The sequence below is a fragment of the Kitasatospora phosalacinea genome, assembly GCF_000716545.1.
Taxonomy (GTDB): domain Bacteria; phylum Actinomycetota; class Actinomycetes; order Streptomycetales; family Streptomycetaceae; genus Kitasatospora; species Kitasatospora phosalacinea.
In genome coordinates, this window is sequence record NZ_JNWZ01000050.1 from 63375 (window position 1) to 89226 (window position 25852).

Below are 25852 nucleotides of genomic sequence, written 5' to 3' on the forward strand. Positions count from 1 at the left end.
CCGGAAACGACGTCCCCACCGGGCCGTCCGCCCCGCCGTAGGGCACCCTCCCGACCTCGACCGCACCCCTCCGGAGACCCGCCGCCATGATCGAGCTGCCCGCCGACCTCGCCGAGGTGCTCAAGACCGTCCAGAGCAACGAGCTCGGCGCCGACATCACCTTCCCCGACGGCGACGAGGAGCTGCTCGCCGAACTCGGAGCCGCCTGGGCCGCCTGGAACGAGGTGGCCGAGAGCCACGTCGTGGCGATCGTCGAGGCCGCCCAGCGGGCCATGGCGAGCATGTCCGGGCCCGCCGCCGACAGCTTCTCCCAGTACCTGAAGAAGTTCGCCGGCGGTGAGGGCTCGCACGTCACCACCACCATCCAGTCGGGGCACCTGATGGCCGCCTCGCTGCAGAACGCCGCGCAGACGGTGGGCGACGCCAAGACCGAGATGATCCGCGAACTCCAGTACGCCAAGGACTACATAGCCGCCCACCCGGCCGGGAAGCACGACGACATCGCGAAGTCCGAGGGCGTCAAGCAGGCCGCCACCCTGTACCACCAGTACGTCAGCGGGGTCGGCGGCCACGTGGACGCCATGCTCCGGCAGAACGCCGACCACATCACCGACATGACCGGCATGGCCCAGACCTGCTCGCTCAACGGGACGACCGCGGGCGGGAGTTCGGGCACCGGCGGGTACGGCGGCGCGGGCTCGGCCGGCGGTCCGGGCGGCCTCGGCACGATGAGCGCCTCGGGCGGAGCGGGGGCGGTGCCGCCCGGGCTGTTCGGGACGGGCACCGGCGCCGGACTCCCGGGCGGCACGTCCACCGGCACCGACGGGTCCGGCTTCTCGCTGCCGGGCCTGAACGGCGGCGGCGCGGGCCTCGGCGGCGCGGGCGGCGGCGGGGCGGCCGACGGGTCCGCCTTCTCGCTGCCGGGCGTGGACGGCGGGGCCGGCGGCGCGGGCGGCGGGGCCGGTGCCCCGACCCCCTTCTCGCTGCCGGGCCTGAACGGCGGCGGCGCGGGCTTCGGCGGCGCGGGCGGCGCCGGGTCCTTCGACGGGTCCGGCTTCTCGCTGCCGGGCGTGGACGGCGGAGCCGGCGGCTACGCGGGCAGCGGCTACGCGGGCGGCGGCGGTTCGGCCGGCTCCGGCGGCGGCTCCGGTCTGGCGCCCTTCAGCCTGCCCGCCCCCAACCTGCCCGACTTCGGCTCCGGTTCGGGCGACGGCGGGAGCGGCACGCCCGTCTTCACCCCGCTCTCCACCGGCTCCGGCGGCTCGCTCAACCTGGCCGGCCTGGGCGACCTGGGCGACCTCGGCACCGGCGGGACGACCACCCCCGGCTACACCCCGAGCGGCAGCAGCCTCGGCTCCGGCTTCGGCACGGGCGGCACCGGCGGCCTCGGCGGCAGCTCCATCGGAAACCTCGGCGGCGCCCTCGGTGGCGCCCTGGGATCCCTCGGCGGTGGCGGCGGCAGCGGTTCGGGCGGCACCGGCCGCGCCGGACTCACCCCGTTCGGCGGGGCGGGCGGCAGCCCCTACGGCCTCGGCGCCGCGTCCGGCCGCGGCCTGGGTGCGGGCTCCGCCGGGGGTTCCGGCGCGGGCGGCAGCGCCCTGGCCGGCCAGGGCGGCGGCGTCCGGGCGGGCTCCGCGACGACCGGCGCCGGAGCCGCCCGCGGCCTCGGCGCGGGCTCCGGCGCGGGTGCCGGTGGGACGGCCGGCCGGAGCGGCGCCGTCGGCGCGGCCGGCGCCGGCCACATGCCCGGCGCGGGCGGCGCGGGCCGGGGCGGCGGCAAGGAAGGCAAGCACGGCAACCGTTTCGTCAGCCCCACCCGGTTCGGCGGGGAGGGCGAGGAGGACGAGGAGCTGTACGGCGACGCGGGCATCCTGGGCCAGGCCGCCGACGTCGACCCGCGCGACCGCCACTGGCACCGGGCCCGCCGCCGCTGGCTCGACGACGCCCGCGCCGACGGCACCTTCGCCACGCCCGAACCCGAGCAGACGGTCACCGCGGCCGGGCCCACCAGCGAGAGCGAGGTCCTGAACCAGCTCGCCGGCGTCCTGCTCGGCGGCGGGGCGACCGACCCGGCCGGGACCGACGGCACGGCGGCCGGAGCCACCCCGAACGGCGAGACCGCCACCGACACCACGGCGCGACAGGTCACCACCGACACCGCCACCGCCACCACCACCGACACCGCCGCGACCCCCGTCGCGGCCCCGGTGGAGACGTCCGGCGGCCGGGACGAGGACGCCTACCTGGAACGCGCGCGCAGCGCCGCCGCCCGCCGCGGCCACCCCGACGCGCCGACGGCCGAGGCCGAGGCCGCGTCCGCGCCCGCGCCGGCGGCCGACGCCGGCGCGGCGGCGACCCCGCAGCGGGCCCCGCTCCGCGAGGAGGGGGGCTACCAGGTGCCCAGCCCGTTCCTGCGCGCCGCCCTCTCCCGCCTGGCCGCGCCCGCCGCGGACTGACCGCGCCCGTCGCCCGCACTGACGAAGGAGTCCCCTCATGAGCAACGACGAGCAGGCCTCGTACGTCGAGGCCGACGCGCGCATCGAACCCGACCGCGTCGTCCACCGGGTGCCCGTGACGCCCGCCGAGCCCGAGCACTTCCTGATCGGCACGGCCGTCCCGGAGCAGATCGCCGCCGAGCCGGTGCAGCCGGACTACGCGCCGTTGCGGCCGATGGAGCGGGGCGTTCCGCTGTCGGAGCACGGCCTCCTGGCGCCGGATCACGTCGCCACCGAGCCGGTGCAGCCGGACTACGCGCCGTTGCGGCCGATGGAGCGGGGCAGGCCCGTCCAGCAGGCGACGCCCGCGCAGAGGAACAGCCGGCCGGCCGCCGCGCGGAACGCCGGTTCCGGGAGCGGGAGTTCGGGCGGCGCCGGGTCGGGCTTCCGGGTGGACCCCGAGCAGTACCGGGCGGCCGTGTCGCCGATGCTCGCGGCCTCCGAGCAGGTCGCCGACATCTACCGGTCGCTGAGCGCCTACCTGCCCTCGCTGGAGGCCCAGAACCCCTGGGGCAACGACGAGTCGGGCAAGAAGTTCGCCGAAGGCGACCAGGGCTACCTGAAGATCAGCCACAGCACCATGACGCTCCTCAAGAGCCTGCCCGGCGGCCTGAAGGGGATCGCCGAGGGCCTGAAGCAGATGGCCGAGAGCTACCAGAACGTGGACGAGAACACCATCGCCGAACTCGGCGGCATCGAGAGCACCGCGCAGCTGCCCGAAGCGCCGTCGCTCCCGTCGGCCCCCGTCCACCTCCCGATCACCCCCGGGATGACCCAGAGCGGAAGGCACTGACCCGATGGCCGTCGAACTCCCGGAGCCGCTCCAGTGGGTCCTGCTGCTGCTGGCCGGCACCCGCTGGCCCGAGGCCGATGAGGACCAGCTCCGCCACATGGCCGAGCACTGCCGCAAGGCGGCCGAGAACCTCAAGGACGCCGCGCAGAGCGCCGATTCGACGGTCAAACGAGCCCTGGACGGCCAACAAGGCGTCGCCGCCGAGGCGTTGGGCAAGTACTGGGAAGAGACGTACACGGTCGGCGGCGGCACCCCGGACAAGCCCGGCTCCCTGCCCGGCGCGGTCGACTCGCTCAACGGCATGGGCGACATGCTGGAGGAGATGGCCAACTCCGCAGAGACCGCGAAGATCCAGATCATCGCCCAACTCGGCATCCTCGCGTTCGAGTTGGCCACCGCCGAGGCCGAGGCGCCGTTCACCGCGGGCGCCTCGCTGCTCCAGGTGCCGGTGATGATCGGCGCCAGCCGGGTGGTCGTCCAGCAGATCCTGAAGCAACTGCTGAAGGAAACCCTCAAGATGGCGGCCAAACAGGCCACCCAGATGGCCGCGATCAACTTCCTGGCCCAGGGCATCGAGCTGGCCGAGGGCCACCGCAAGAGCATCAACATGTCGGAAGTCGGCCAGAACGCCCTCGGTGGCGCGGTCGGCGGCGCCTCGGCCCACCTGATCGGCAAGGGCATCGGCGCGGGCGGCAAGAAGCTCGGCGCGGAGAACGCCCTCAACTCGACCGCCGGCAAGGTGGCCACGGGCGCGGCGATCGGCGTCGGCGCGGACGTCTCCACCCAGCTGATCACCACCGGCGGCGTCGACAGCGGTTCCCTGCTCGGCTCCGGTCTGTCCGGCGGCGCGGGCGCGGGCCTGCACGCCGGCGCCTCCGCGATCAAGAGCCACACGAACGTCCCCAAGGCGGTGGACACCCCCAAGCTCGACCTGCCCGACACCGCCGGTGCCGGACACGACGGCCCGCCCACGTTCACCAAGCCCGCCACCTCCTCCGGCGACAGCACCTACCGAGGCCCGTCCGGGACGACCACCGGTGACAGCGGGGCCACGGAGACCGCCGGTGCCGGTGCCGGTGCCGCTGCCGGTACGCGGAGCGGTGGTAGCAGTAGCGGTACGGAATCCTCGTCCGTCGGCGCGGGTTCGTCCGTCGGGCACTCCTCCGCGACGGGCGCGGGCGAGTCGAAGGTGACCGGCCTGGTGCCGTTCGGCTCCGACCGCAGCACCGGGACCACGGCGAGCACCCCGACCGGGACCACCACGCACGAGACGGCCACCCCCGCCCCCACTCCCCACGAGCAGGCGGCCCCGCAGTCCCAGGAAACCGCCGTCCCCCGCGTCGACACGCGGACGGCCGCACCGAGGACCGAAGCCGAACCGGCGATGGTGCACTCGGTGAACCCGACGACCGGGCAGTCGCACGAGACGCCGGTGGCGCAGTCGCACGAGGCGCCGGTGGCGCAGTCGCACGAGGCGCCGGTGCCGCGTCAGGAGCCGGTGGCTCAGTCGCACCAGTCGGCCACGCCGCCTGCCGAGCACGTTGCTTCGCAGCCGCACGAGACGCCCGCGCCGCAGCCGCACGAGACACCTGTCCCGCAGTCGCACGAGGCGCCGGTGCCGCGTCAGGAGCCGGTGGCTCAGTCACACCAGTCGGCCACGCCGCCCGCCGAGCACGTTGCTTCGCAGCCGCACGAGACGCCCGCGCCGCAGCCGCACGAGACGCCGCAGTCGCAGTCGCACGAGACCCCTGTTCCGCGTCAGGAGCCCGCGCCGCGTGTGGAGCCGGTGGCCGCGCAGCCGCACGAGACGCCTGCCCCGCAGCCGCACGAGACGCCGCAGCCACAGTCGCAGTCGCACGAGACTCCCGTTCCGCGTCAGGAGCCCGCGTCGCACGAGGCGCCCGCGCCGCGTCAGGAGCCGGTGGCTCAGTCGCACCAGTCGGCCACGCCGCCTGCCGAGCACGTTGCCTCGCAGCCGCACGAGAGGCCCACGCCGCAGCCGCACGAGACCTCCGTTCCGCGCCAGGAAAGCCCTGCGTCGACGAACGAGACCGTTGCGCCGAGGGTGACGGAGCATCCTGTCGGTTCCACGACGGCGCAGCAGTCCGCGGTGCCGAACCTGTCGGGTGTGCTCGGCGGCGCCGCGAACCTGGCCGGTGGCGGCGGTACCCACCTGGACGGTGGCACCCGGACGTCGTCCGCCCCGGCGGCGGCGCGTCCGGCCGGGCCGGAGCAGTTGCCCGGCCAGGTGCTGCCGGACGCGGTCCCGGAGGCCGCGCCGTCGTCGACCGCCGCGCAGCCCCCGGCCGGCACGCCGAACCCGATGATGGGCGGCGCGTACGTGCCCGGTGCCGTCTCCGGTGGGGCCGGGGGTTCCGGCCGGGCGACGCCCGCCGGGGCCGTTCCGCCGCAGGGCGGGGGTCGGCAGACCCCGGTGACCGGTCCGGTCCGCACCGAGGCCGGTGAGTCCGGTGGCGGCACGATCCGTTCCGGCGCCGGTCGGGTGTCCGACCCCCGACTGCCGTCCCCGCCCCCGCCGCCGCACCAGGAGGCCGGGACGTCGCGGGCTCTCGGCGATCCGGACGGGGCCGCGCCGTCCTCCTCCCGCAACGACCGCAACGACCGGAGCCGGGACGAGCAGCTGCCGCCGCCCCCGCCGCCGGCGGACACCCGGATCCGTCCGGTCGACGAGCCGCCGACCGCCGCCGAGCTGGCGCAACTGCACCAGCACCCGGCCGGCCCGGCCCTGATCCACCCGCCTGCGGCGGATCCGGCGGCGCTGCGCCGGTACAAGCTCGGCAACAAGCTCAACTTCCGGCTGACGGGGGAGCTGGAGGCGGCGGCCAACTCCCTCCCGCACAGCTCGTGGGGGCGGCACGACTCGGGCAACCTGCTGCCGGACGGCAGGCCGGACGTCAAGGTCAGCCCGTACTCCCAGTCGTTCAAGTCGCACCTCGACCCGCTGACCTTCAAGGCCCTGCACCTGGGGGCCGCCAAGGCGGTCACCGACCCGCTGCGCACCGAGCTCGGCCCGGAGGCCATGGCCTTCCAGGGCAACCAGGTGCTGGAGGCGGCGGGCAGCCTGGACTTCCGCACGCAGGAGCACTTCCAGCAGCAGGAGGCCCGCCGGAACGTGCTGGAGCGGCTGGCCCGCCAGGATTCGCAGCGGACCTGGCAGCCGGTCGACGGGCAGCGGGTGACGGACCAGCTGGACGGCTCGACCTCCGCGGCCGACGGCGTGAACCGGCTGCTGGGCGGGCACGACGGCCGTCCCGGCTTCGACGGGATCGTGCTGGGCGAGTCGCACAGCCAGTCGCCGAGCTGGGGTTTCCTCAGCGAGAACATGCACGACCTGAAGGCCGCGGGCGTGGACCGGATCTACGTCGAGTCGCTCCGCGACGACGCCTTCCAGCGCGACCTGGACGCCTACCAGCGCCCCGGCGGCACCATGTCGCCGAACCTGGAGAACATGCTCCGCACGTACGACGGCGCCATGAACTCCCCGGACGGCAAGGGCCTGTACGACACCGTCGTGCGGGCGAAGGCCGAAGGGGTGACGGTCCACGCGGTGGACGGCTACCCGGCGCGGCGGCCGTACGGACCCGGCACGCAGGCGCTGGAGGAGCGCGCGCGGCTGCTCAACTCCTACATGAACCACGCCGTTTCGAGCGGCGGCCCGGGCAAGTACGTGCTGGTCACCGGGACTTCGCACGTCCACGAGCACCCGACGAGCACCGAGCACCGGATCCCCGGCGTGGCCGAGATGCTGGGCGTCCCGGCGGTGAAGCTGACCGACGCCGGCCGGCCGAACCCGAACGGCGCGCCGCACGACGCGACCGTCACCACCGAATCCGGGAACCTGCGCCTCGGCTACCTCCCCCCGGAGCGGACCGGGCACGACCCGGCGGACACGGTCCGGCCCGGCGGCAACGACGCCCCTCCCGCCCCGGGCCCGGACCGGGGCAGCCCGGCGCCGTCCACCCGGGGCCTCGGCGACGAGACCGCGCACGACGCGCCGCCGACCCCGCACGACACCCCGTCGAGCACGCACGACACCCCGTCGACCCCGCACGACGCCCCGCCCGTCCCGCCGACCGAGCACGGCGCGCCGCCGGCCGGTGGCCACGACCGGTCGCTGGAAGCTCCGGTGCACGACCCGGCGGACCGGTCCGGCCGCGAGGAGCCGTCGGCGGTGCCGCCGGCCGGCGCCGACCGGCTGCGGCGGGACCTCCCGCACATGTCGCCGCAGGAGCGGGCCCAGGAACTGGCCAACCTGACGCCGGAGAACCGGCGTTGGCTGGCCCGTGACCCGCAGACGGTGGACGCGCTGAAGGACGGGCTGCCGCCGAGGGAGTTCGCGCGCACCGCGGCCGAGCTGATGGTGCACGTGGACCCGCGCGCGGAGCGCGCGCCCTCGGCGCGGCAGGAGGCGCAGCAGCAGGTCGCCCGGATGCTCCAGGACCCGGAGACCACCGCGCGGCTGCTGAAGAACGGCGCCGACGTCGTGATCGTCCCGAAGGACGTCCGGATGCCGGACGTCCCGGAGTTGAACCACCTGAGCGGGGTGCACAACGACTCCTCGGCGGGCGGCGGCCGCGGCTACGACGACATGCGCGGCTCCGGCGGGCGGCACTCGGCGGTCACCGAGGAGAACCTGCTCGGCGAGCACACCCCGATCGGGCCCGACGGGCACTACCAGGACGGGTACTCCACCACCACGCACGAGTTCAGCCACACCGTGCACCGGTTCGGCCTGGACCCGCACGACCAGCAGCTGATCACCGACACCTTCAACGGGAAGCGCGAGGACCCGAACGCCGCCTGGCCGGACGGCCCGCTGCGCGGCGCCGACGGCGAGACGAACTACTCCTCGCGGGACGAGCAGGAGTACTTCGCGCAGCTCACCAACGCGTACCTGGGCAACAACCACGGCACCGACCCCTACACCGGCCAACCGCGCAACAACGGCGCCGCCTGGGTGCGGGAGAACGAGCCGGCCATGGTGCCGCTGCTGGAGAAGCTGTACGGCGGGAAACCGGACGAGGTCCACACGGGGCACGCCAACCCGGTGCACGCCACCACGGCCGAGAACCGGATGTACGAGGGCCTCCGGGAGTTCATGGACCACGTCGACGGCGACGGGAGCCCCGCCCCGGACCGCCGGCCGCCGTCCGAGCAGCCACCGTCCGAGCCGGCGACCGCCGAGCCGACGCCGCCCCCGGCGGCCGCCCGTCCGCAGGCCGGCCCCGGCCCGCACGGCGCGGACGCCTCGCACCTGCCCCCGCCGCCGCCGAAGGCGAAGGCCGACGACGAGCTCTCGCACAAGATCAAGGGCGAGGACGCCCGGAAGGCGATCAAGGACTTCCTGCCGGACTCCACGGAGTTCGACAAGGTCGCGGCCGAGCTGATGAGTTACGAGCGGTCCGCCCTGAAGGACGGCGACACCAACGCGATCATGGCGGAGTACGGGCAGCGCAAGCAGTTGCACCTGGACCTGCTGCGCCGCAACGTGCCCGAACGGCTCGCGGAGGTGAACCGGCAGCTGGACGACATCGCCGGCCAGACGCCGGAGCGCCGGGCCGAGCTGGCCGACGAGCAGCGCAACCTGGAGACCGCGAAGGCGCACCTGGAGGAGCAGCGGGGCCGACTGGCCATCTACGACCACGAGTCGGCCCTGCTCAAGGGCGCGCCCAAGCCCGGCACGCCGGCGTTCAAGGCGTTGCAGGACGCCCGTCAGCAGGCCGAGAAGCAGATCGTCGACAACGCCGTGGCCCGGGGCGACAAGGACACCGCGACCCGGATCGAGGACCAGCGCCGCATCGTCGCCGACCTGAAGCAGGCGGCCGACCAGCGCTTGCAGGACGCCGAGACCACCTACCAGGACGAGCACCAGAAGCGCCTCCTGGCGGGCCTGGTGGGCCCGGACGGCAAACCGATGGAGAGCCCCGCGGAGAGCGCCGCGAAGACCGTCCGGAACGTCTACCGGAGCCGGGTCGAGGACTTGCAGGAGCGGGAGCGGGAACTCGCGCAGGACCTCAAGACGCACCGGGGCGCCCTGGACGGCAGTTCCTGGTCCGCGCCGCTGAAGAAGGGCGACAAGGAGAGCAAGGACGCCTTCGCGCAACGGCAGGCGGACGACGCCTACCGGGCCGCGTTCGGGCACTCCGACCACGGTGTCATGGCGGCCGAGCCGCACGCCGAGAAGACCGTCCGCCGGATGGCCGACGGCAAGGTCAGGCTGGACCCCGCGGTGGTCAACCGCAACCACGTGGTGGCCGACTACATGGTGCACAAGTACGTGACGGCCGCCGTGTTCAAGGCCCGGTCGTTCGGCGACGAGCAGCACCGGGCGGAGGCGTCGAGGGTCTTCTCCGACTTCGCCGACACCATGGCGGCCGACCCGCACCGGGTCTTCGACCAGCCGGGGAAGCAGGCCTTCAAGCGGCTCGGTGCCAACAGCCAGGAGCAGGCCGCGCTGGCCTGGCGCGACCTGGCCTACACCACCACGGACGTGGACCTCGGGAAGGCGTACGGCAACGACCGGTTGGCGCCCGCGTTCAGCCCGGCGAAGACGGACGACCCGCCGAGCGCCGTCGCGGCCAGGCAGGAGGTGCGGGAGCAGCTGGACCGGACCGGGCTGAGCGGCCCGGGCCCGGTCAAGGCCGGGTTCGACCGGTACTCGGACACCGTGGACCGGTTCTCCGCCGATCCGTCGCCGCAGCACCTCCAGGAGATGCGGGACGCCCTCGCGGACGTCCACGCCAAGGTCCGCGAGCAGGCCGTCGACGACCTCGCCCTGGTGCACGGCGTCACCGGCCCGCGCCACCTGGACGAGACGGTCGCGGCCGCCCGTCAGGCCGCCGCCGAACCGTCCGGCGGTCCGGGCCGCCCGGCCGCGTACGAGCGGCTCGCCGACCGGCTCGACGACCTCTCCGGCGCGTACGACCGCCTCGGAACGAACCGCCAGGACCTCAAGGATCTGGCGCGCGAACTGCGCACCGACCCCGGCGCGGTGGGGACCGACCGGCTGGAGGCACTCGCCGACACGCTGCCGAACGACCGGGACCAGCTGCGGCGGGAAGAGGCGGCCCGGCGCCGCGCGGAGGCGGGGCAGACCCTCAAGCCCCGCGGCACCGACGCCGCGCGGCAGAAGGCCGCGGACGGCCTGCTGCCCAAGGCCGACGCCGACCTCGCCCTGGTGGCCGAGCAGTACGGGGGCGCCTTCCCGCGGGCCGGCGCGGGCGAGAGCCACCCCGCCGGCCTGTTCGACCAGGCCGTGGGCGCCAAGGTCGAGGACGTGCCGGGGCTGGTCGTGAAGATCACCGACCGGCTGTCCAACAGCGCCTCCAACCTGCGCTTCGGTGACGAGCTGACCAACAAGTGGATCCAGAACTACCTGGACCCGCACGTGATCCGCGACCAGGACGTGCTCACCGCGGTCGCCAAGGGCGAACTGCCGCCCGAGGCGCTGTACTCGCCGCACACCCTGGACCTGTTGCGCGGCCTGCGCAGCCTGGAGGACACCGGACTGGTGCCGCGCGAGCTGCGCGACCTGATGGCCCCGAAGACCGAGGCCGACATGGTCGAACTGCACCAGCCGGGAGCCAAGAAGGCGCCGAGCCCCAGCGCGGTCAACATCGTCGCCGAGCACGGCATGCTGGACCACGCGGGCGGCAAGGTGCCGGTCTCCTCCTCCGGTGACTTCACCCACCAGCCCCACCAGTCGGCGAACCCCGTGGTCGGCGCCGAGGGCATGCACCACCCGGTCCGGGACGCCCGACCGGGGGCCGAGGGCCGCGAGATCGGCGCCACCCCGCCCCCCGGAACGCCCCGGTCGCAGACCCCGGACACCGACGTGCCGATGGCGACCCCGGACACCGACGTGTCGATGGCGACCCAGGACACCGACGTGCCGATGGCCTCGCAGGACCACGGCACGCAGACGCCCACCCAGGGCCAGGACCACCCGATGGCGTCCCCGCCGCCCACCCGCCCCGCGAAGCGGCGGGTGGACCCGGACGAGGACACCCTGATGACGGACGCGCCGTCGGCCAAGCGCCGCCAGGCCGACCCCGGATCGATGCCGCCGCCCCCGCCGCCCGCCTCGCACCCCGCCGCGGGCGGCCACCGGGGCACCGGCGCCCAGGGCTTCGGCTCGCTGCCGTCACCGCCCCCGCCGGGCGTGCAGCGCGGTGCCGAACCGATGGACCTGGACTCGCCGCCGCGCAGCCCCGCCGCCGAGCCGATGGACCTCGACACCCCGCCGGTCGAACCGCACCCCGTCGACCGGGACGGCGACGCCGTGATGAAGGAGGCCGACCAGCCTCCGACCGACCAGCCCCCGGCCCACCAGCCGCAGGGCGCGGCCGAGCCCGGGACCAAGCGCGGCCGCGAGGAGGACGAGGAGGAGTCCTCCGGTGAGCCGGTCGCCAAGCGGCAGCGCACCCCCGAGTACGAGAACAGCTCCGCCGTGATGACGGACCGCGGTTACGACCGGATCGGCCCGGAGCACCCGTTGACCGGCGAGCTGGTCAACTACCTCGGCGGCGCGCCCAAGTTGCACCCGCCGATGAGCAACTCGCTGCTGCAGAAGGTCAATCCGCACCGCGAGCCGGCGTCGCCCGATGCGCTCTTCCGGCCCGGCAACGACCTGAACGCCTGCCTGGAGAACGTCGAGGCGTACCGGGACACCCACTTCGGGCGCCCCCGGGTCTCCGGCCGGACGGTGCAGGGCACCGTCGAGCCGATCCCCGGCAACACGCTCTGGAAGCGGCACGACGGGCCCGCGCTGTTCGGCCAGGGGCCGGACGCCGTACAGAAGTTGATGGACCGGGTGCGGGACGGCGGGCCCGGCAGCTTCGCCACCGTGCTCGGCATCGGAGCGTCCGGCAGCGGTCACGGCCACGCGGTCGCCCTGGTCCACGACCGGGACGGCACGCTGCGCTGGGCCGACCTGACCGACCGCAAGGTGACCGTCGCCAACGGGGCGATGCCCGACAACTACCGGGCCGACTGGACGGTCTGGGCCTCCGTCGCCGACCCGCACGAGAACAACATCTCCGGGCCGCACGACCCGCAGTTCATGGAGCGCTTCAGCACCTTCACCGGCTCCGCCGACCGGCCCGACCCGATGGACATCGACACCTTCGGCGCCTCGGACCACTCCGGCCCGGCCCGGGAAACGGACACGGCCTCGGTGCGGTCCGACGACTCGTCGTCCACCGTGTGGCACGACGCGGTCGACCGGATGTCGCTGTCCGACTCCCACCGCTCGCCGACCCCCGACTGGGAGGACGCCGTGGAACGGCAGTTCCCGCCGGTGGGGCCGCGCGTGCAGGTGCCGGGGGACGGCCTCTGCCTGCTGCACTCGATCGCGGTCAGCACGCCCGGAGCGGCGGGGAGCCGCAGCACGGCCGAACAGCTCCGGAGCGCCGTCGAGAACCACTTCGGCACGCTGCCCCCGGAGCAGTGGCCGACCGAGCTCGTCTCCAACCACCGCAACGACCTGATCGCCCGGAACGCGCTGGGCTCCGGCAACCCGCTCGGCCTCCCCGCCGACACGCTGCAGACCCTCGGCGACCACGCCGCCGGGAACCCCCCGCCCCCGTCCGCCCGGGAACGCGCGGCCCTGCTGGACACCGTCCGGAACTGGGAGGCCCGCTGGGGGAGCAACGCGGGCGAGATGCTCCCGGCCGCCGCGGCCCACGCACTGGGCCTCAGCCTCCGCGTGGTCGGCCACGACGGCATCCCCCGGGCGGTCCTCGGCCCGGTGCACGGGCAGCCGGTGACGGTGTACCACCACGGCGACCACTACGACGGCAGCCGGCCGGTGCCGCCCGCCACCGAGCAGCAGCCGCCGCACCCGACCCCGGAGCAGCAGAAGACGCCGGACGAACAGCAGAAGGCGCCCGAGGAGCAGCAGAAGGCTCCGGAGGAGCAGAAGGCGAAGACCGAGGAGCCGGAGGCTCCGAAGAAGGGGAGCATCGTCGAGCCGCGACCGATCGCGGGCACCGACCTGGTGATCGGCCTGACCGAGCACGAGGGGGCGCTCCGGCAGCAGGTCGTCGACATCCTCACCCAGGCGGTGCCGGGGGACCGGGCGGCGGTCCGGGCGTTCGCCGAGGCGCACTTCGGGCCGGCGACACTGCGTCCGATGCTCAGGGCGTTCTCCCGGGGCGAGACGTGGAGCGTCCCGTTCGAGGGCGACGGCTGGAGCGGCAGCGTCAAGCTGAGCGGCCAGGTCACCAAGACGGTCGACGGCGGCACCAAGAAGCTGGAGTTCGAGAACGGCGCGGACCGGACCGTGGCGACCGGCGGCCTCCGGGACGTCCAGTGGCAGTACAACGCCGGGCTCCGGGCCCGGCACGGGCTGGGCCCCTGGGAGCCCACCGAGATGATCGGGTACTTCCACGACCAGGGCCACAGCCAGGTCGCCATGGACCTCGGCGGCATGGTCGCGCGCTCGAAGACCGTCCAGACCGCGCACCTGTACGAGTCGACGATGCAGTTGCAGGTCGACTTCGGCGGCCTGCGGCACGAGGGCGCCCCGGTGCGCACCGCCTCCGGCGACAGCACCGGGAAGGCGGACCTCGGGCTGACCGTCGCCGTCCCGGAGCAGACCGGGACCAAGCCGGAGGACGAGCAGCGCACGCCCCCGCAGCGGCTGCTGGACGGCCGGGTCGGCGGGCCGGAGATCGTGCTGGACCTGGCGCCGCGCGGCGGGGCCGAGGGCCGGCAGCCGGTGGAGACGCTGCTGGAGCACGTCGAGCAGGCGGCGCGGCAGGAGTTCGGCGACAACTGGCCCGCGATGCGGGAGAAGGTCCTCGCCGAGGTCGACTTCGGCCTGTTGCAGCAGAACCTGAAGAGCATGACGGCGGGCGAACCGGTCACCGTCACGCTGACCGACGGGCAGGGCAACCGGATCGGCACGGTCGAGATCGGCGCCCGGGTCGCGGACCTCCGGCAGACCGGTACGACCCAGGAGACCGAGTTCAACATCGGCACCTCCGTCCAGCAGGTCCGCAGCTCGGTGACGACCGAGGGCGACGCGGGCCAGTTCGGGCTGATGGAGGTGCTGCGGCCGGGCCCCGCCGTGTTCGGCGGGGGCGGAGCCGGGCGGTTGGGCCGGGACCGCGTCGAGATCGTGGGCGAGAGCCGGGTCTCGCAGCTCACCAGCAAGTCGAAGGTGCCGGGCGTCGTCTACGACGGCTCCGTGCGCTTCGCGTTGTCGTTCAACGGCAAGGCCGACGCGCACGAGGCGGGTTCGGCGGACGTCCGCCTGCTCGTCGACCGGGCGGACACCCGGCCCCCGGCGGCGAAGGACTCCGGGTCCACCCCGCCGAAGGACCAGCCGGAGCAGCAGCAGCCCAAGGACCAGCCGGAGCAGCAGCAGGAGAAGCAGGAGCAGCCGCCGCAGCACGAGGTCCCCGCCCCGCCGGACTCGGTCTGGCACGGCGGCAACGACCGGGGCGGGCTGGACGAGACGGTGGTGGTCCGGGACCTGGAGAGCACCGCCGCCCTGCGCTCGGCGGTCGACGCCGCGGGGCGCGAGCGGTTCGGCAAGGAGTGGGACGCCGTCCGCGACCAGGTGATGCGGAGCTTCAGCCAGCCGAACCTGGCCGCCCGGCTGACCGGGATGACCCGGGGCGAGGCGCTGGAGGTGAAGGTCCCCGGCAAGGAGGACCTGGTGATCCGGGCCGTGGCCAAGGTCGAGGGCATGACGTACCGGCGCGAGGACGGCAAGGCCGAGCTCAACCCGCTCAACGAGACCAGCACGTTCCGGGTCGACCGTCGGCTGCTGGCGCGCACCACCCTCGGCAACGGCGAGCTGGGCGGCACCCCGGTCCCGGGCACGCCCGGCTTCGAGCTGGCCGCGACCGGGGCCGGCCAGCAGCGCGAGCGCAAGGGCGGCCAGGGCCGGCAGGCCGACCGGGTGTACGCCAACGGCAAGTACGGTGCCCCGCAGGTGATCTACGGGGCCGAGCTGTCGGTGGAGGTCAGCTTCGGCCGGCCCGGCGACCAGGCCGGGGACCGGCCCGCCGTCTCGGCCCCGGTCCGGGTCGAGGTGGGCCTCGACGCCCGGGAGACGGTCAAGGTCCGGGCGCCGCGCGGCGAGGACGGCACCGTCGCCTTCGCGCCCCCGGTCCGGTCCGGCGGCGAGGAGGGTGCGTCCGGGGAGCGCCGCAACGCCTCGGAGGCCCCGCGGACCGCCACCCACACCGCGCCCCGCCGGATGCTGGAGCAGCACGAGCTGAACGCCTCGTACGTCGTCCACACCCTGCGCGGCGCCGACCAGGTCCGCGCGACGGTGGAGGGCGCGCTCCGGGCCAAGCACGGCGCGCCCTCGGCGAAGACGGAGGAGCGGCTCGACGCGGCCCTCGACCGGATCGCGCTGAAGACCCAGCTCTCCCGGCTCACCCGGGGCGGGAAGATCACCGAGACGGTCTCCGGCTCGACCTGGAAGGCCGAGATCACGGTCAAGGCCCGGGTGACGGACGCCGTCTACCACTCGTCGGCGGAGAAGTACGAGTTCGAGTCCGGCACCCGCACGTCGAGCGGCCACGGCAACGTGCGGGACACCCGTCGGCGGCTGTACTTCGGCACCCGGTTCAAGGTGAAGACGCCAGTGCTGGACGTCCTGGGCGCCTACGCGCACCGGAGCGACCACAGCCAGGGCCAGAACGCGGAGAGCGTCGGCTCGGCCTCGAACCGGGGCAAGCACGTCGAACCGGCCGTGTTCTTCGACGTCGACGCGGCCTACGACGTCACGGTGAAGTTCACCCGGCTGGGCGTCCCGGACGGCACGGTCACCCACCAGGTCGACACGGTCGCCCGGGTGGCCGTCCCGAAGCGCGACGCCCGGCCGGTGGAGGGCCCGGTCCAGCGGACCACCGACACCCAGCCCGGGAGCTTCGCGGACGGACGGCGGCGGCTGGACTCCTCGGCGGTCGTCACCGACGTCCACGCCCTGCCGCAGCACGCGCACGGCCCGGCCGGTCCGGACGGCAGCCCGGGGCCCCGGCGGACGTTCGGCGAGTCCGTGCTGTCCCAGGTCGAATCGGGCTGGAAGCCCGGCCTGCTGGACCGGAAGGCCGGGACGCCCGCGGAACCGGGGCGGAAGCCGGAGCGCAACCCGTTCGGGAGCGACTGGTCCGGCATCCGCCGCAAGCTGGACCGGGAACTCACCCCCGACCGGCTGCAGTCCCGCCTGAAGGGCATGACGGCCGGGGACGAGATCGTCGTGCGGCACGGGCGGACCACCGTCCGGGTCCGCGCCGTGCTCCGCGACCGGATGGAGCACCTCGGCGACTCCGGCACCACCGAGTTCAACACCGGCACCGACGTGCAGCGGACGTTCGCCGGCACCGAGGGCTCCGGCCACAGCCACCAGGGCCTGCTGGGGATCACCGGCTCCGCGCCCGTCCCGGGCGCGCCGGTCTCGCTGACCCCCGGCCTGTCCGGCACCGGCGGCGCCGGACAGGACCACGTGGACGTGCGCAACAGCAGCACCTCGGCCGGTGTGGCGACCAAGTCCAAACTGCCGGGCAGCGCCTACCGGGGCGAGGCGGAGCTCCAGTTCACCGTCGACCGGCGGCCGTGGTTCGGTGCCTCCGTGTACCGGCGGCGGACGGCGGTGATCGGCTTCGAGAGCCTCGTCGAGACCGGCCAGACCGTGCCGGTGAAGCCCGCCGCGGGGGGCGGGGCCGCGCCCGTGAAGCCCGCCGCGGAGGGCGAGAGCGTGTCCGTGAAGCCCACCGCCGGTGGCGAGGAGCCGCCGAAGTCCGTCCCGCTGGAGGCCCCCGGGACGGTCAGCGTGTCCGTCCCGCCGCAGCGGGTCTGGGAGAGCGGACTGCGCGACACCGACGTGCTGCGCTTCCTCGACGACGTCGGCGGCATCCAGGACCTGGCGCGGCTGCGCGGGCCGGAGTACTTCGGCCGGTCGGCCTGGGAGCAGATGGAACCCGTGGTCGGGACGGTCACCAAGCACGGCAACCTCTCGGCCCTGTTCACCTCCGCCTCCCAGGGCATCGAGGTGTCGGCGAGCCTGCCGACCCGCACCCGGCACGGCCACAGCCCGTCGTCGCCCGGCACCGCGCAGGGGAACCCCGCGCACGGGGACGCGGCGGCGACCCAAGGGGCGGAGACCGTTCCGGTCAAGCGGGTGTCGTTCGGCCGGGGCAAGGGCGTCGAGGTCGACGTGAAGGTGGTCTCCCTCGAGCACCGGGGCAGTGACAAGGCGGCGGAGCTGAGCCCGGCCAACGCGGTCTCCGGCGGGTCGACCGGTTTCGACCTGTCGACGGCCAACGGGGGTCTCCAGGCCCAGTTCGGCGCGAAGTTCAGCGGCACCTCCTCCACCAACACCCCGGCGCTCGTCGGCGGGGGCCAGCGCACCTGGCGGGCGGGCGGCGGCCACGGCGAGTCCGGCCAGACCGTCTCCAACGGCAAGATCCCGTCCCCGACGGCGCGCTACCACGGCTACGCCGAGGTCGAGTTGACGCTCTTCGACGGCGACCGCAAACCGGTCAAGGAGAAGGGCCTCGTCCCCTTCACCGTCGACATCCCGCTGGCGGAGACCACCAGCACGGACGTCCCGGGCGACCACTACCTCTCCTTCACCGCACAGCAGCGGACCGGCGAACTGCGCCACGGCGAGGACGCGCGGCTCCTCGACGAGGTGCACCGCGCCCTGGGCGACGACCAGCCGTACGACCACGCCGAGGCCACTCCCGTCGAACGCGACCGGCTCACCGGCACGGCGCGGCTCGGACGGGCCGTCTACGGGCGGGAGTTCACCTCGGGGCCCGACGCCGACACCGCGACGGCCCGGGTCCGGGCCGCCCACTGGCTGGTCGGGGCGGCCGGCGGCACCTCCGAACGGGCCACCGCCCTGCTCGGCGACCTGCTCGGCACCCCCGGGGGAGCCCCGCTGCCGGCCGGCGAGGCCCGCAAGGCGATCGACTACCTCGCGCAGCGGAGCACCGAAGGGCCGCTCACCCTCGACGACCTGTTCGCCGGGGCGCAGGACGGCTGGCCCGCGCACCAGCGGTACGACGTCCACCGCGAGGCGTGGACCGACCACGGCCCGGCCAACGGGCTGGTCACCGCCGCGATGGCCACCGCCGCCGACGCCGTCCGGCACCTGGCGGCGGACGGGGTGCCGACCGGCGGCCGGCTCCACCTCACCGTCACCGGCGAGGGCGCCCCGCTGCCGCTGCACGAGGTGCGCGGACTGGACGGCGGCGACCTGGCGGAACAGATCCGCCGGATCGAGCAGGAGACCTACCTGGCGCCCGGCACCTCGCCCCACGAGGTCACCGTCCGGCTGGCCGGTGCCCCCGGGCTCGGCGACGACTGGGACTACCGGGTCACCGCCCGGGCCGACCGCAGCCGCGAACTGACGCTGCGCCACCGCAGGCCCGAGCAGGCGCCGGAGTCGGAGTCGGCGTCCGGGGCCGGGCCCCAGCCGGAGCCGCAGCCGGACGCGGCGGTCGCGGCCCGGGTCGCCGCGCTGCGGGCGTTCGCCGCGGCCAAGGGCGGCGCCCCGGGGGCGTCCGGTTGAGACCGCCGGAACGGGACGGCCGTCGGGACCGCGACGCGGACCCCGGCGGCCGTCCCGCCGCGTCCGGGCCCGGACGCGGGACCGCACCCGGGTCCGTACCCGGGCCCGGCGGCCTTACCGGTTCAGGGCCCCGGTGGCGTGCACCGGATAACGACCGGATAACCTCCCTGACCGGACGAAGCACCACGGTGGGGGGTACACGGTGAGATTCCGGCTGCTCGGCGCAGTCGCGGCGGACGGCGCGGACGGCGCGCTCCAGCTCGGGCCGGAGAAGCGGCGCAGCCTGCTCGCCGTGCTGCTGCTGCGCCGCAACCGCGCCGTCTCCGTCGCCCAGCTCACCGAGGCGCTCTGGGCGGACGAACCGCCCGCCAACGCCCGCACCGTCGTGCAGAGCCACGTCTCCCGGCTGCGCGCCCTGCTCGCCGGGGCGCACGCCGACCGGCACGGCGTCCGGCTCGCCACCGCGGGCGACGCCTACACCCTGCACCTGCCCGAAGGGCTGCTGGACGTCGAGCAGTTCGACGCGCTGGTGGCCGACGCCCGGACCGGGCAGCGCTGCGCCGAAGCGGTCCGCGCCCTCGAACACGCCCTCGGGCTGTGGCGCGGCCCCGCCCTCACCGGCACCGTCGCCAGCACCCCGCTGGAGGCCTGGCGGCAGACCCTGGAGGAGAACCGGCTGGCCGCCGTCGAGATGCTCGCCGACCACCTCCAGCGGCTCGGCGAACCCGCCCGGGCCGTCGAACTGCTGCGCGCCGAGACGGTCGCCCACCCGCTGCGCGAGTCGCTGGTCTCCGCGCTGATGCTCGCCCTGTTCCGGGCCGGGCGGCAGTGCGACGCCATCGACTGGTACCACCGCACCCGGGAGTCCCTGGCCGACCGCCTCGGCGTCGACCCGGGCCGGGCCCTGAACGCCGCGTACGAACGCATCCTGCGCGGCGAGGGCGGCGACGGCGGAGAGGACGGTGCCGAACCGGTCGCCCAAGCGGACGCCGCCGTCCGGGCCGTGGCCCCGGCCTCGCCGACCATTCCGGTCCAGCGGACGGCCGTCCGGGTGTGCACCGCCGTACTCGCCGCCGTGGCGCAGCCCGAGCCCACCGCCGCGTCCGCCGCTCCGCCCGCCGCCCCGCCCGTCGTCGACCTGCTGCCCCGGGCCCCGCGCGGCTTCTACGGCCGGGCGGCCGAACTCGCCGCCCTCGGCGACGCGTTGCGCGCCGGACCGGACGGGGCGATCGCCCTGGTCACCGGCCCGGCGGGGGTCGGCAAGACCGCGCTCGCGCTGGACTGGGCGCACCGGCACGGCGGGCGCTTCCCCGACGGGGTGCTGTTCGCCGACCTCGGCGGGTTCAGCGACCGCCCCGACCGCGAACTCGGCGACGTGCTGGCCGAGTTCCTGATCGCGCTGGGCACCGACCCGGCGGACCTGCCGCCCACCCTGGCCGGCCGCGCCGCGCTCTACCGGCGGGCCACCACCGGGCGCCGCCTGCTGGTGGTGGTCGACAACGCCCGGGAGTCCGAGCAGGTCCGCCCGCTGCTGCCGGCCGGCACCGACTCGGCCGCGCTGGTCACCAGCCGGGCCCGGCTGCTCGGTCTGGTCGCCTCCGAACTCGCCCGCCCCGTCCCGCTGTCGGTGCTGGGCCCGGAGGAGTCCGCGGCCCTGCTGTCCCGCGTGCTCGGGCCGGCCCGGATCGCCGCCGAACCCGAGGCCGTCCGCGAACTCGCCGACCTGTGCGACGGGTTGCCGCTCGCGCTGCGGATCGCCGCCGCCAAGGCCGCCGCCGACCCGCGCCGGGGCCTGGCCGCCGTCGCGGACCAACTCCGGTACGAGCAGCGCCGGTTGAGCCGACTGGCGGCCGAGGAGATCAGCGTCACCAGCGCCCTGCGGATCTCCTGCGACCAACTCCCGCCCACCGCCGCCGGGTTGTTCCGTGCGCTGGGGCTGCACCCCGGCCCGATGGTCGACGCGCACACCGCCGCCGCCCTCGCCGACCTCGAACACCACGCCGCCGCCGAGGCGTTGGAGCAGCTCGCCGCCACCCACCTGGTCACCGAGACCGGCGCCGGGCACTACACCCTGCACGACCTGGTCTGGCTGTACGCCCGCCAACTCGCCGCCGGGACCGGCCGCGCCGAGCAGCGCGCCGCCCGGGCCCGGCTGGCCGACCAGTACCTGTACGCCGGGCTGGCCGCCGCGCAGTGCGCCGAGCCGGGCAGCCGGCCCTGCTGCGAACCGCCCGCCGGCAGCCGCCGCCCGCGCGCTCTCCCCGAGTTCACCACCGCCGAGAGTGCCCTGCGGTGGCTCGGCGCGCACCGCGAGACCCTCGCCGAGGTGATCCCCACCGCCGACCCGGAGCGGGCCTGGCGGCTGGTGCTCACCCAGTGGCCGCTGATCCTGCGCCGGGTCCGCGACGGCTGGGTGCCGCAGCTCCAACTCGCCCTGGAGGCGGCGACGGAGGCCGGCGACGCGGACGGCGAGAGCCAGGTCCGGGCGCTGCTCGGCTGGGTGCTGGTCTCCAACCGCCGACTGCACGAGGCCGCCGCCTGCCTCACCCCCGCCGCCGAACTCGCCGCCCGGGCCGGAAACCAGGTCGGCCGGGCGATCGCCCTGATCAACCTGGCCGCCGTGCACTCCGAACTCGCCGACCACGACGCCGCCGGGGTCGGCCTCGCCCGGGCCCTGGAGATCGCGCTGGCCGCCGACCACCCGCACACCGTCGCGCTCGCCCACCAGCACCTCGCCCGCCACCACCTCGACACCGGACGCCCGCGGCAGGCCCTCGACCACGCCCTGCACGGCCTCTCGCTGAGCACCGGCGAACGCCCCGACCCGCGCCGCGTCCTGCTGCACAGCGCGGCCGGCGAGGCGTTCTCCGGGCTGGGCCGGCACGCCGAGGCCAGGGACCGGCTCGGCACCGCCCTCACCGAGGCCGAGCGGATCGGCCACGACGAGGCCACCGCCGACGTGCTGCGCGCCCTGGCCCGCGCCGAGGACGCCGCCGGGCTGGTCCGGAGCGCCGCCGTGCACCGCCGCCGGGCCGACCTGCTGTCACCGGTCTGAGGCCCGCCCGGGCGTCCGGGCCCGGCGTCGGCCGGACGTTAACCGGACGCAGCCGAAAGGCAAACCCGCCCCGCCAGGATGACCGTACGGCCGTGCGCACCCGCCAGGCCGGCCCCGGCCCGCCGTCCCCCCGTGCGGCGGGGGCCCACCGGGCGGGCGCGCACGTCCCCGCGGGGCGGTACGACGGCGGGTGGGGCCGCCGGACCGTCCGTCGACGGCCCGCCGGAGCCGCCGTCCCACCGCCCGCCGGGCCCGCACCGGGCCCGCCCGCCGTCGGGCCCGGACGTGGGGCCGGGCCCGGCGGCACGGAGCCGGCCCGCGCCCGCCGGGGCCGCATTGACAGGCTGTCAGCAGCTCGGTCTAATGCTGCTTCCGCAGAACGCGCAGCTCACCGGGGGAGTCTGTAGTGGGACGTTCCAGGATCGACGCAATGTTCGAACGTGACCGGGCCGCCCGTGGGGCGGGCATCGTGCTGGAGGAGGTGTCCGGTGGCCGTGCGGTGGCGCGGATGAAGGTCACCGAGGAGATGGCCGACGCGCACGGGATCGGGCACGGCGGGTACGTGTTCCTGCTCGCCGACACCGCGTTCTCCTACGCCTGCGACAGCTACGGGCCGGTCGCGTTCGCCCAGGGCGCGCAGATCACCTTCCTGGCCCCGGCGCAGCTCGGCGACGAGCTGGTGGCGGAGGCCGTCGAACGGACCCTGGCGGGCCGGAACGGCGTCTACGACGTCACGGTGCGGACGGCCGCGGGCACGGTGGTCGCCGAGTTCCGGGGCCAGAGCACGCTGGTCACGGGGCCCCCGCACAGCGGCTGAGCACCCGCGCCCGTCGCCCCGCAGCCTCACCGGGCACCGCGCGGCCGGTGCCGGTCACCGGGTGTCCGATCGGGGGGACCGCCCTCACCGGGCGCCGCGCGGCGCTGTGCGGCCGGTGTAACCGCCGACCGTTCGTCGCGGAGACAGCGGCGAAATGCGCTCTTCCTACAGTCGCCACAGGCAGGTGCAGGTCGAACGGAAGGGCTCCCGTGGCCGGACAGGTGGCGCAGGACGCAGCGAAGCCGCAGCGACCGGGGACCGAACAGGTCAGGTCGGTCTGCTCCTACTGCGGGGTGGGCTGCGGCCTGCTCCTGGAGGTCGGCACCGGCCCGGACGGCCGTCGTACCGTGCGCAGGGCCTCCGGGGACCCGGACCACCCGGCGAACCGGGGCCGGCTGTGCACCAAGGGCGCGACCACCGCCGACATGCTGGCCGCGCCCGGACGGCTGTCCACCGCGCTGGTGCGCACCGTCCGGGGCGAGGACGCGGTGCCGACGCCGGTCGCCGAGGCGATCGCCGCCACCGGGCGGCGGCTGCGGGCGATCGTGGACGAGCACGGGCCGGACGCGGTCGCGCTGTACGTGTCCGGGCAGCTGAGCCTGGAGGCCCAGTACCTGGCCAACAAGCTCGCCAAGGGGTACCTGCGGACCAACCAGATCGAGTCCAACTCCCGGCTGTGCATGGCCAGCGCCGGCACCGGCTACAAGCTGTCGCTGGGCGCGGACGGCCCGCCCGGCTCGTACCGGGACCTCGACCTGGCGGACGTGTTCCTGGTGATCGGTTCGAACGCCGCCGACTGCCACCCGATCCTGTTCCTGCGGATGATGGACCGGGTCAAGGCGGGCGCCAAGCTGATCGTGGTCGACCCCCGGCGCACCGCCACCGCCGCCAAGGCCGACCTGTTCCTGCAGCTGCGGCCCGGCACCGACCTGGCGCTGCTGAACGGCCTGCTGCACCTGCTGCACGCGAACGGGCACCTCGACGAGGCGTTCATCGAGCGGCACACCGAGGGCTGGGCGGCGATGCCGGACTTCCTCGCCGACTACCCGCCGCACCGGGTCGCCGAGCTCACCGGCCTGGCCGAGGCGGACATCCGCCGGGCCGCCGAACTGATCGGCGAGGCGGGCGAGTTCACCAGCCTGTGGACGATGGGGCTGAACCAGTCCACCCACGGCACCTGGAACACCAACGCCCTGGTCAACCTGCACCTGGCCACCGGCACCATCTGCCGCCCCGGCAGCGGCCCGTTCTCGCTGACCGGCCAGCCCAACGCGATGGGCGGCCGCGAGATGGGCTACATGGGCCCGGGCCTGCCCGGCCAGCGCTCCGTCCTGGCCGCCGCCGACCGGGAGTTCACCGAGGAACTGTGGAACCTGCCGCCCGGCACGCTGCGCGCCGACGGCGTCGGCCGGGGCACCGTCGAGATGTTCCGCAAGATGGCCGACGGCGAGATCAAGGCGTGCTGGATCATCTGCACCAACCCGGTCGCCTCGGTCGGCAACCGGCGCACCGTCATCGAGGGCCTGGAGAAGGCCGAACTCGTCATCACCCAGGACGTGTTCGCCGACACCGAGACCAACGCCTACGCGGACGTCGTCCTCCCGGCCGCGCTGTGGACCGAGACCGAGGGCGTGCTGATCAACAGCGAGCGCAACCTCACCCTGGCCCGCCCCGCCGCCGACGCCCCCGGCGAGGCCCTGCCGGACTGGCGGATCATCGCCGAAGTCGCCCGCGCCATGGGCTACTCGGAGGGGTTCGACTTCACCGACGCCGAGCAGGTCTTCGAGGAGCTCAAGCGGGCGTACAACCCCGCCACCGGCTGGGACCTGCGCGGCGCCTCCTACCCGAGGCTGCGCGACACCCCGGTGCAGTGGCCCGCCGCCGACCCGGACGGCCCCGACCGCAACCCGATCCGCTACCTGCTGCCCGACGGCACCCCGCGCTTCCCCACCCCCAGCGGACGGGCCGCCTTCCACCCCCGCCCGCACCTCGACCCGGCCGAACTCCCGGACGACGACTACCCGTTCGTGCTGAACACCGGCCGCCTCCCGCACCAGTGGCACACCCTCACCAAGACCGCCAAGGTCGCCAAGCTCGCCAAGCTGGACCCGTCGCCGTTCGTCGAGATCCACCCCGAGGACGCCGCCGCGCTCGGCATCGGCGAGGGCGACGGCGTCGAGGTCTCCTCCCGGCGCGGCCGGGCCGTGCTGCCCGCCAGGGTCACCGACCGGGTGCAGCGCGGGAGCTGCTTCGCGCCGTTCCACTGGAACGACCTGTTCGGCGAGTACCTGTCGGTCAACGCGGTCACCTCCGACGCCGTCGACCCGCTCTCCTTCCAACCCGAACTCAAGTACTGCGCCGTCTCGTTGACCAGGGTTCCGACCCCCGCCGCCGCCGCGCCCGTCGTCCCGGTCGCCGCCGCCCCCTCCCCGTCCTCGGCGTCCGTGTTCGGGCTGGACGCCGCGCCCCCGCCGGTCCTCTCCGAGGGCGAACGCCGGTACCTGGCCGGGTTCCTGGCCGCCATCCCGACCGGCCTGCCCGGCGTGCCGGTGCTCCCCGCCGACGCCCCGTTCGACCCCGCGCACGCCCAGTGGGTCAACGGCGCGCTGGCCGGCCTGTACTCGCGCGCCACCGAACCCGCCCCGGCCGCCGCCACCGCGACCACCCGCCAGCTCATCGTCCTGTGGGCCTCGCAGACCGGCACCGCCGAGGAGTTCGCCACCACCGCCGTCGCCCGCCTCACGGCCGGCGGCCACCCCGCCGCCCTGCACGCGATGGCCGACACCGACCCGGCCGCCCTCCCCGGCGACGCCGACCTGCTGCTGATCACCTCCACCTACGGCGACGGCGACGCCCCCGACAACGGCGCCGGCTTCTGGGAGGCCCTCACCGCCGCCAGCCCCGCCCGCCTCGACGGCCGCCGCTACGCCGTCCTCGCCTTCGGCGACTCCAACTACCAGGACTTCTGCGGCCACGGCCGCCGCCTGGACACCCGGCTCGCCGAGCTCGGCGCCCACCGCCTGGCCCCCCGCGTCGACTGCGAGCCCGACTACGAGAGCACCGCCGACCACTGGCTCGACAGCGTGCTGGCCGCCCTCGGCCGGGGCGCCGGGGCCCCGCCCCCGCCGCCCCC

6 protein-coding genes are annotated in these 25852 nt (G+C 75.3%); all 6 read left to right on the forward strand.

The features are described 5' to 3' along the window. Nucleotides 1-86: 86 nt before the first annotated feature. The gene (locus tag OO48_RS38495; RefSeq protein WP_051732614.1) at nucleotides 87-2456 is read left to right on the forward strand and encodes a WXG100-like domain-containing protein; all 2370 of its coding nucleotides are present in this window, start codon (nucleotides 87-89) and stop codon (nucleotides 2454-2456) included. A gap of 37 nt (nucleotides 2457-2493) precedes the next feature. Then, nucleotides 2494-3288 (forward strand): WXG100 family type VII secretion target, encoded by a 795-nt coding sequence (locus OO48_RS23775; RefSeq protein WP_033219568.1) that lies wholly within the window; start codon nucleotides 2494-2496, stop codon nucleotides 3286-3288. A gap of 4 nt (nucleotides 3289-3292) precedes the next feature. After that, nucleotides 3293-18847 carry a WXG100-like domain-containing protein gene (locus tag OO48_RS23780; RefSeq protein ID WP_033219570.1) on the forward strand — a complete coding sequence of 5185 codons (15555 nt, stop codon included), beginning with the start codon at nucleotides 3293-3295 and terminating at the stop codon, nucleotides 18845-18847. A 202-nt stretch (nucleotides 18848-19049) separates the two neighbouring features. Then, nucleotides 19050-21902 carry an AfsR/SARP family transcriptional regulator gene (locus OO48_RS23785; RefSeq protein ID WP_033219572.1) on the forward strand — a complete coding sequence of 951 codons (2853 nt, stop codon included), beginning with the start codon at nucleotides 19050-19052 and terminating at the stop codon, nucleotides 21900-21902. A gap of 430 nt (nucleotides 21903-22332) precedes the next feature. Further along, the gene (paaI, locus tag OO48_RS23790) at nucleotides 22333-22719 is read left to right on the forward strand and encodes a hydroxyphenylacetyl-CoA thioesterase PaaI (RefSeq protein WP_033219573.1); all 387 of its coding nucleotides are present in this window, start codon (nucleotides 22333-22335) and stop codon (nucleotides 22717-22719) included. 209 nt (nucleotides 22720-22928) lie between these two features. Next, nucleotides 22929-25852 (forward strand): bifunctional nitrate reductase/sulfite reductase flavoprotein subunit alpha (locus OO48_RS23795; RefSeq protein WP_245194776.1); only part of this gene is annotated, 2924 nt, incomplete at its 3' end.

Bases quoted from the DNA above. Each gene is read 5' to 3' on its own strand.
- OO48_RS38495 (WP_051732614.1), top strand. From the start codon at position 87: ATGATCGAGCTGCCCGCCGACCTCGCCGAGGTGCTCAAGACCGTCCAG.
- OO48_RS23775 (WP_033219568.1), top strand. From the start codon at position 2,494: ATGAGCAACGACGAGCAGGCCTCGTACGTCGAGGCCGACGCGCGCATC.
- OO48_RS23780 (WP_033219570.1), top strand. From the start codon at position 3,293: ATGGCCGTCGAACTCCCGGAGCCGCTCCAGTGGGTCCTGCTGCTGCTG.
- paaI (WP_033219573.1), top strand. From the start codon at position 22,333: ATGTTCGAACGTGACCGGGCCGCCCGTGGGGCGGGCATCGTGCTGGAG.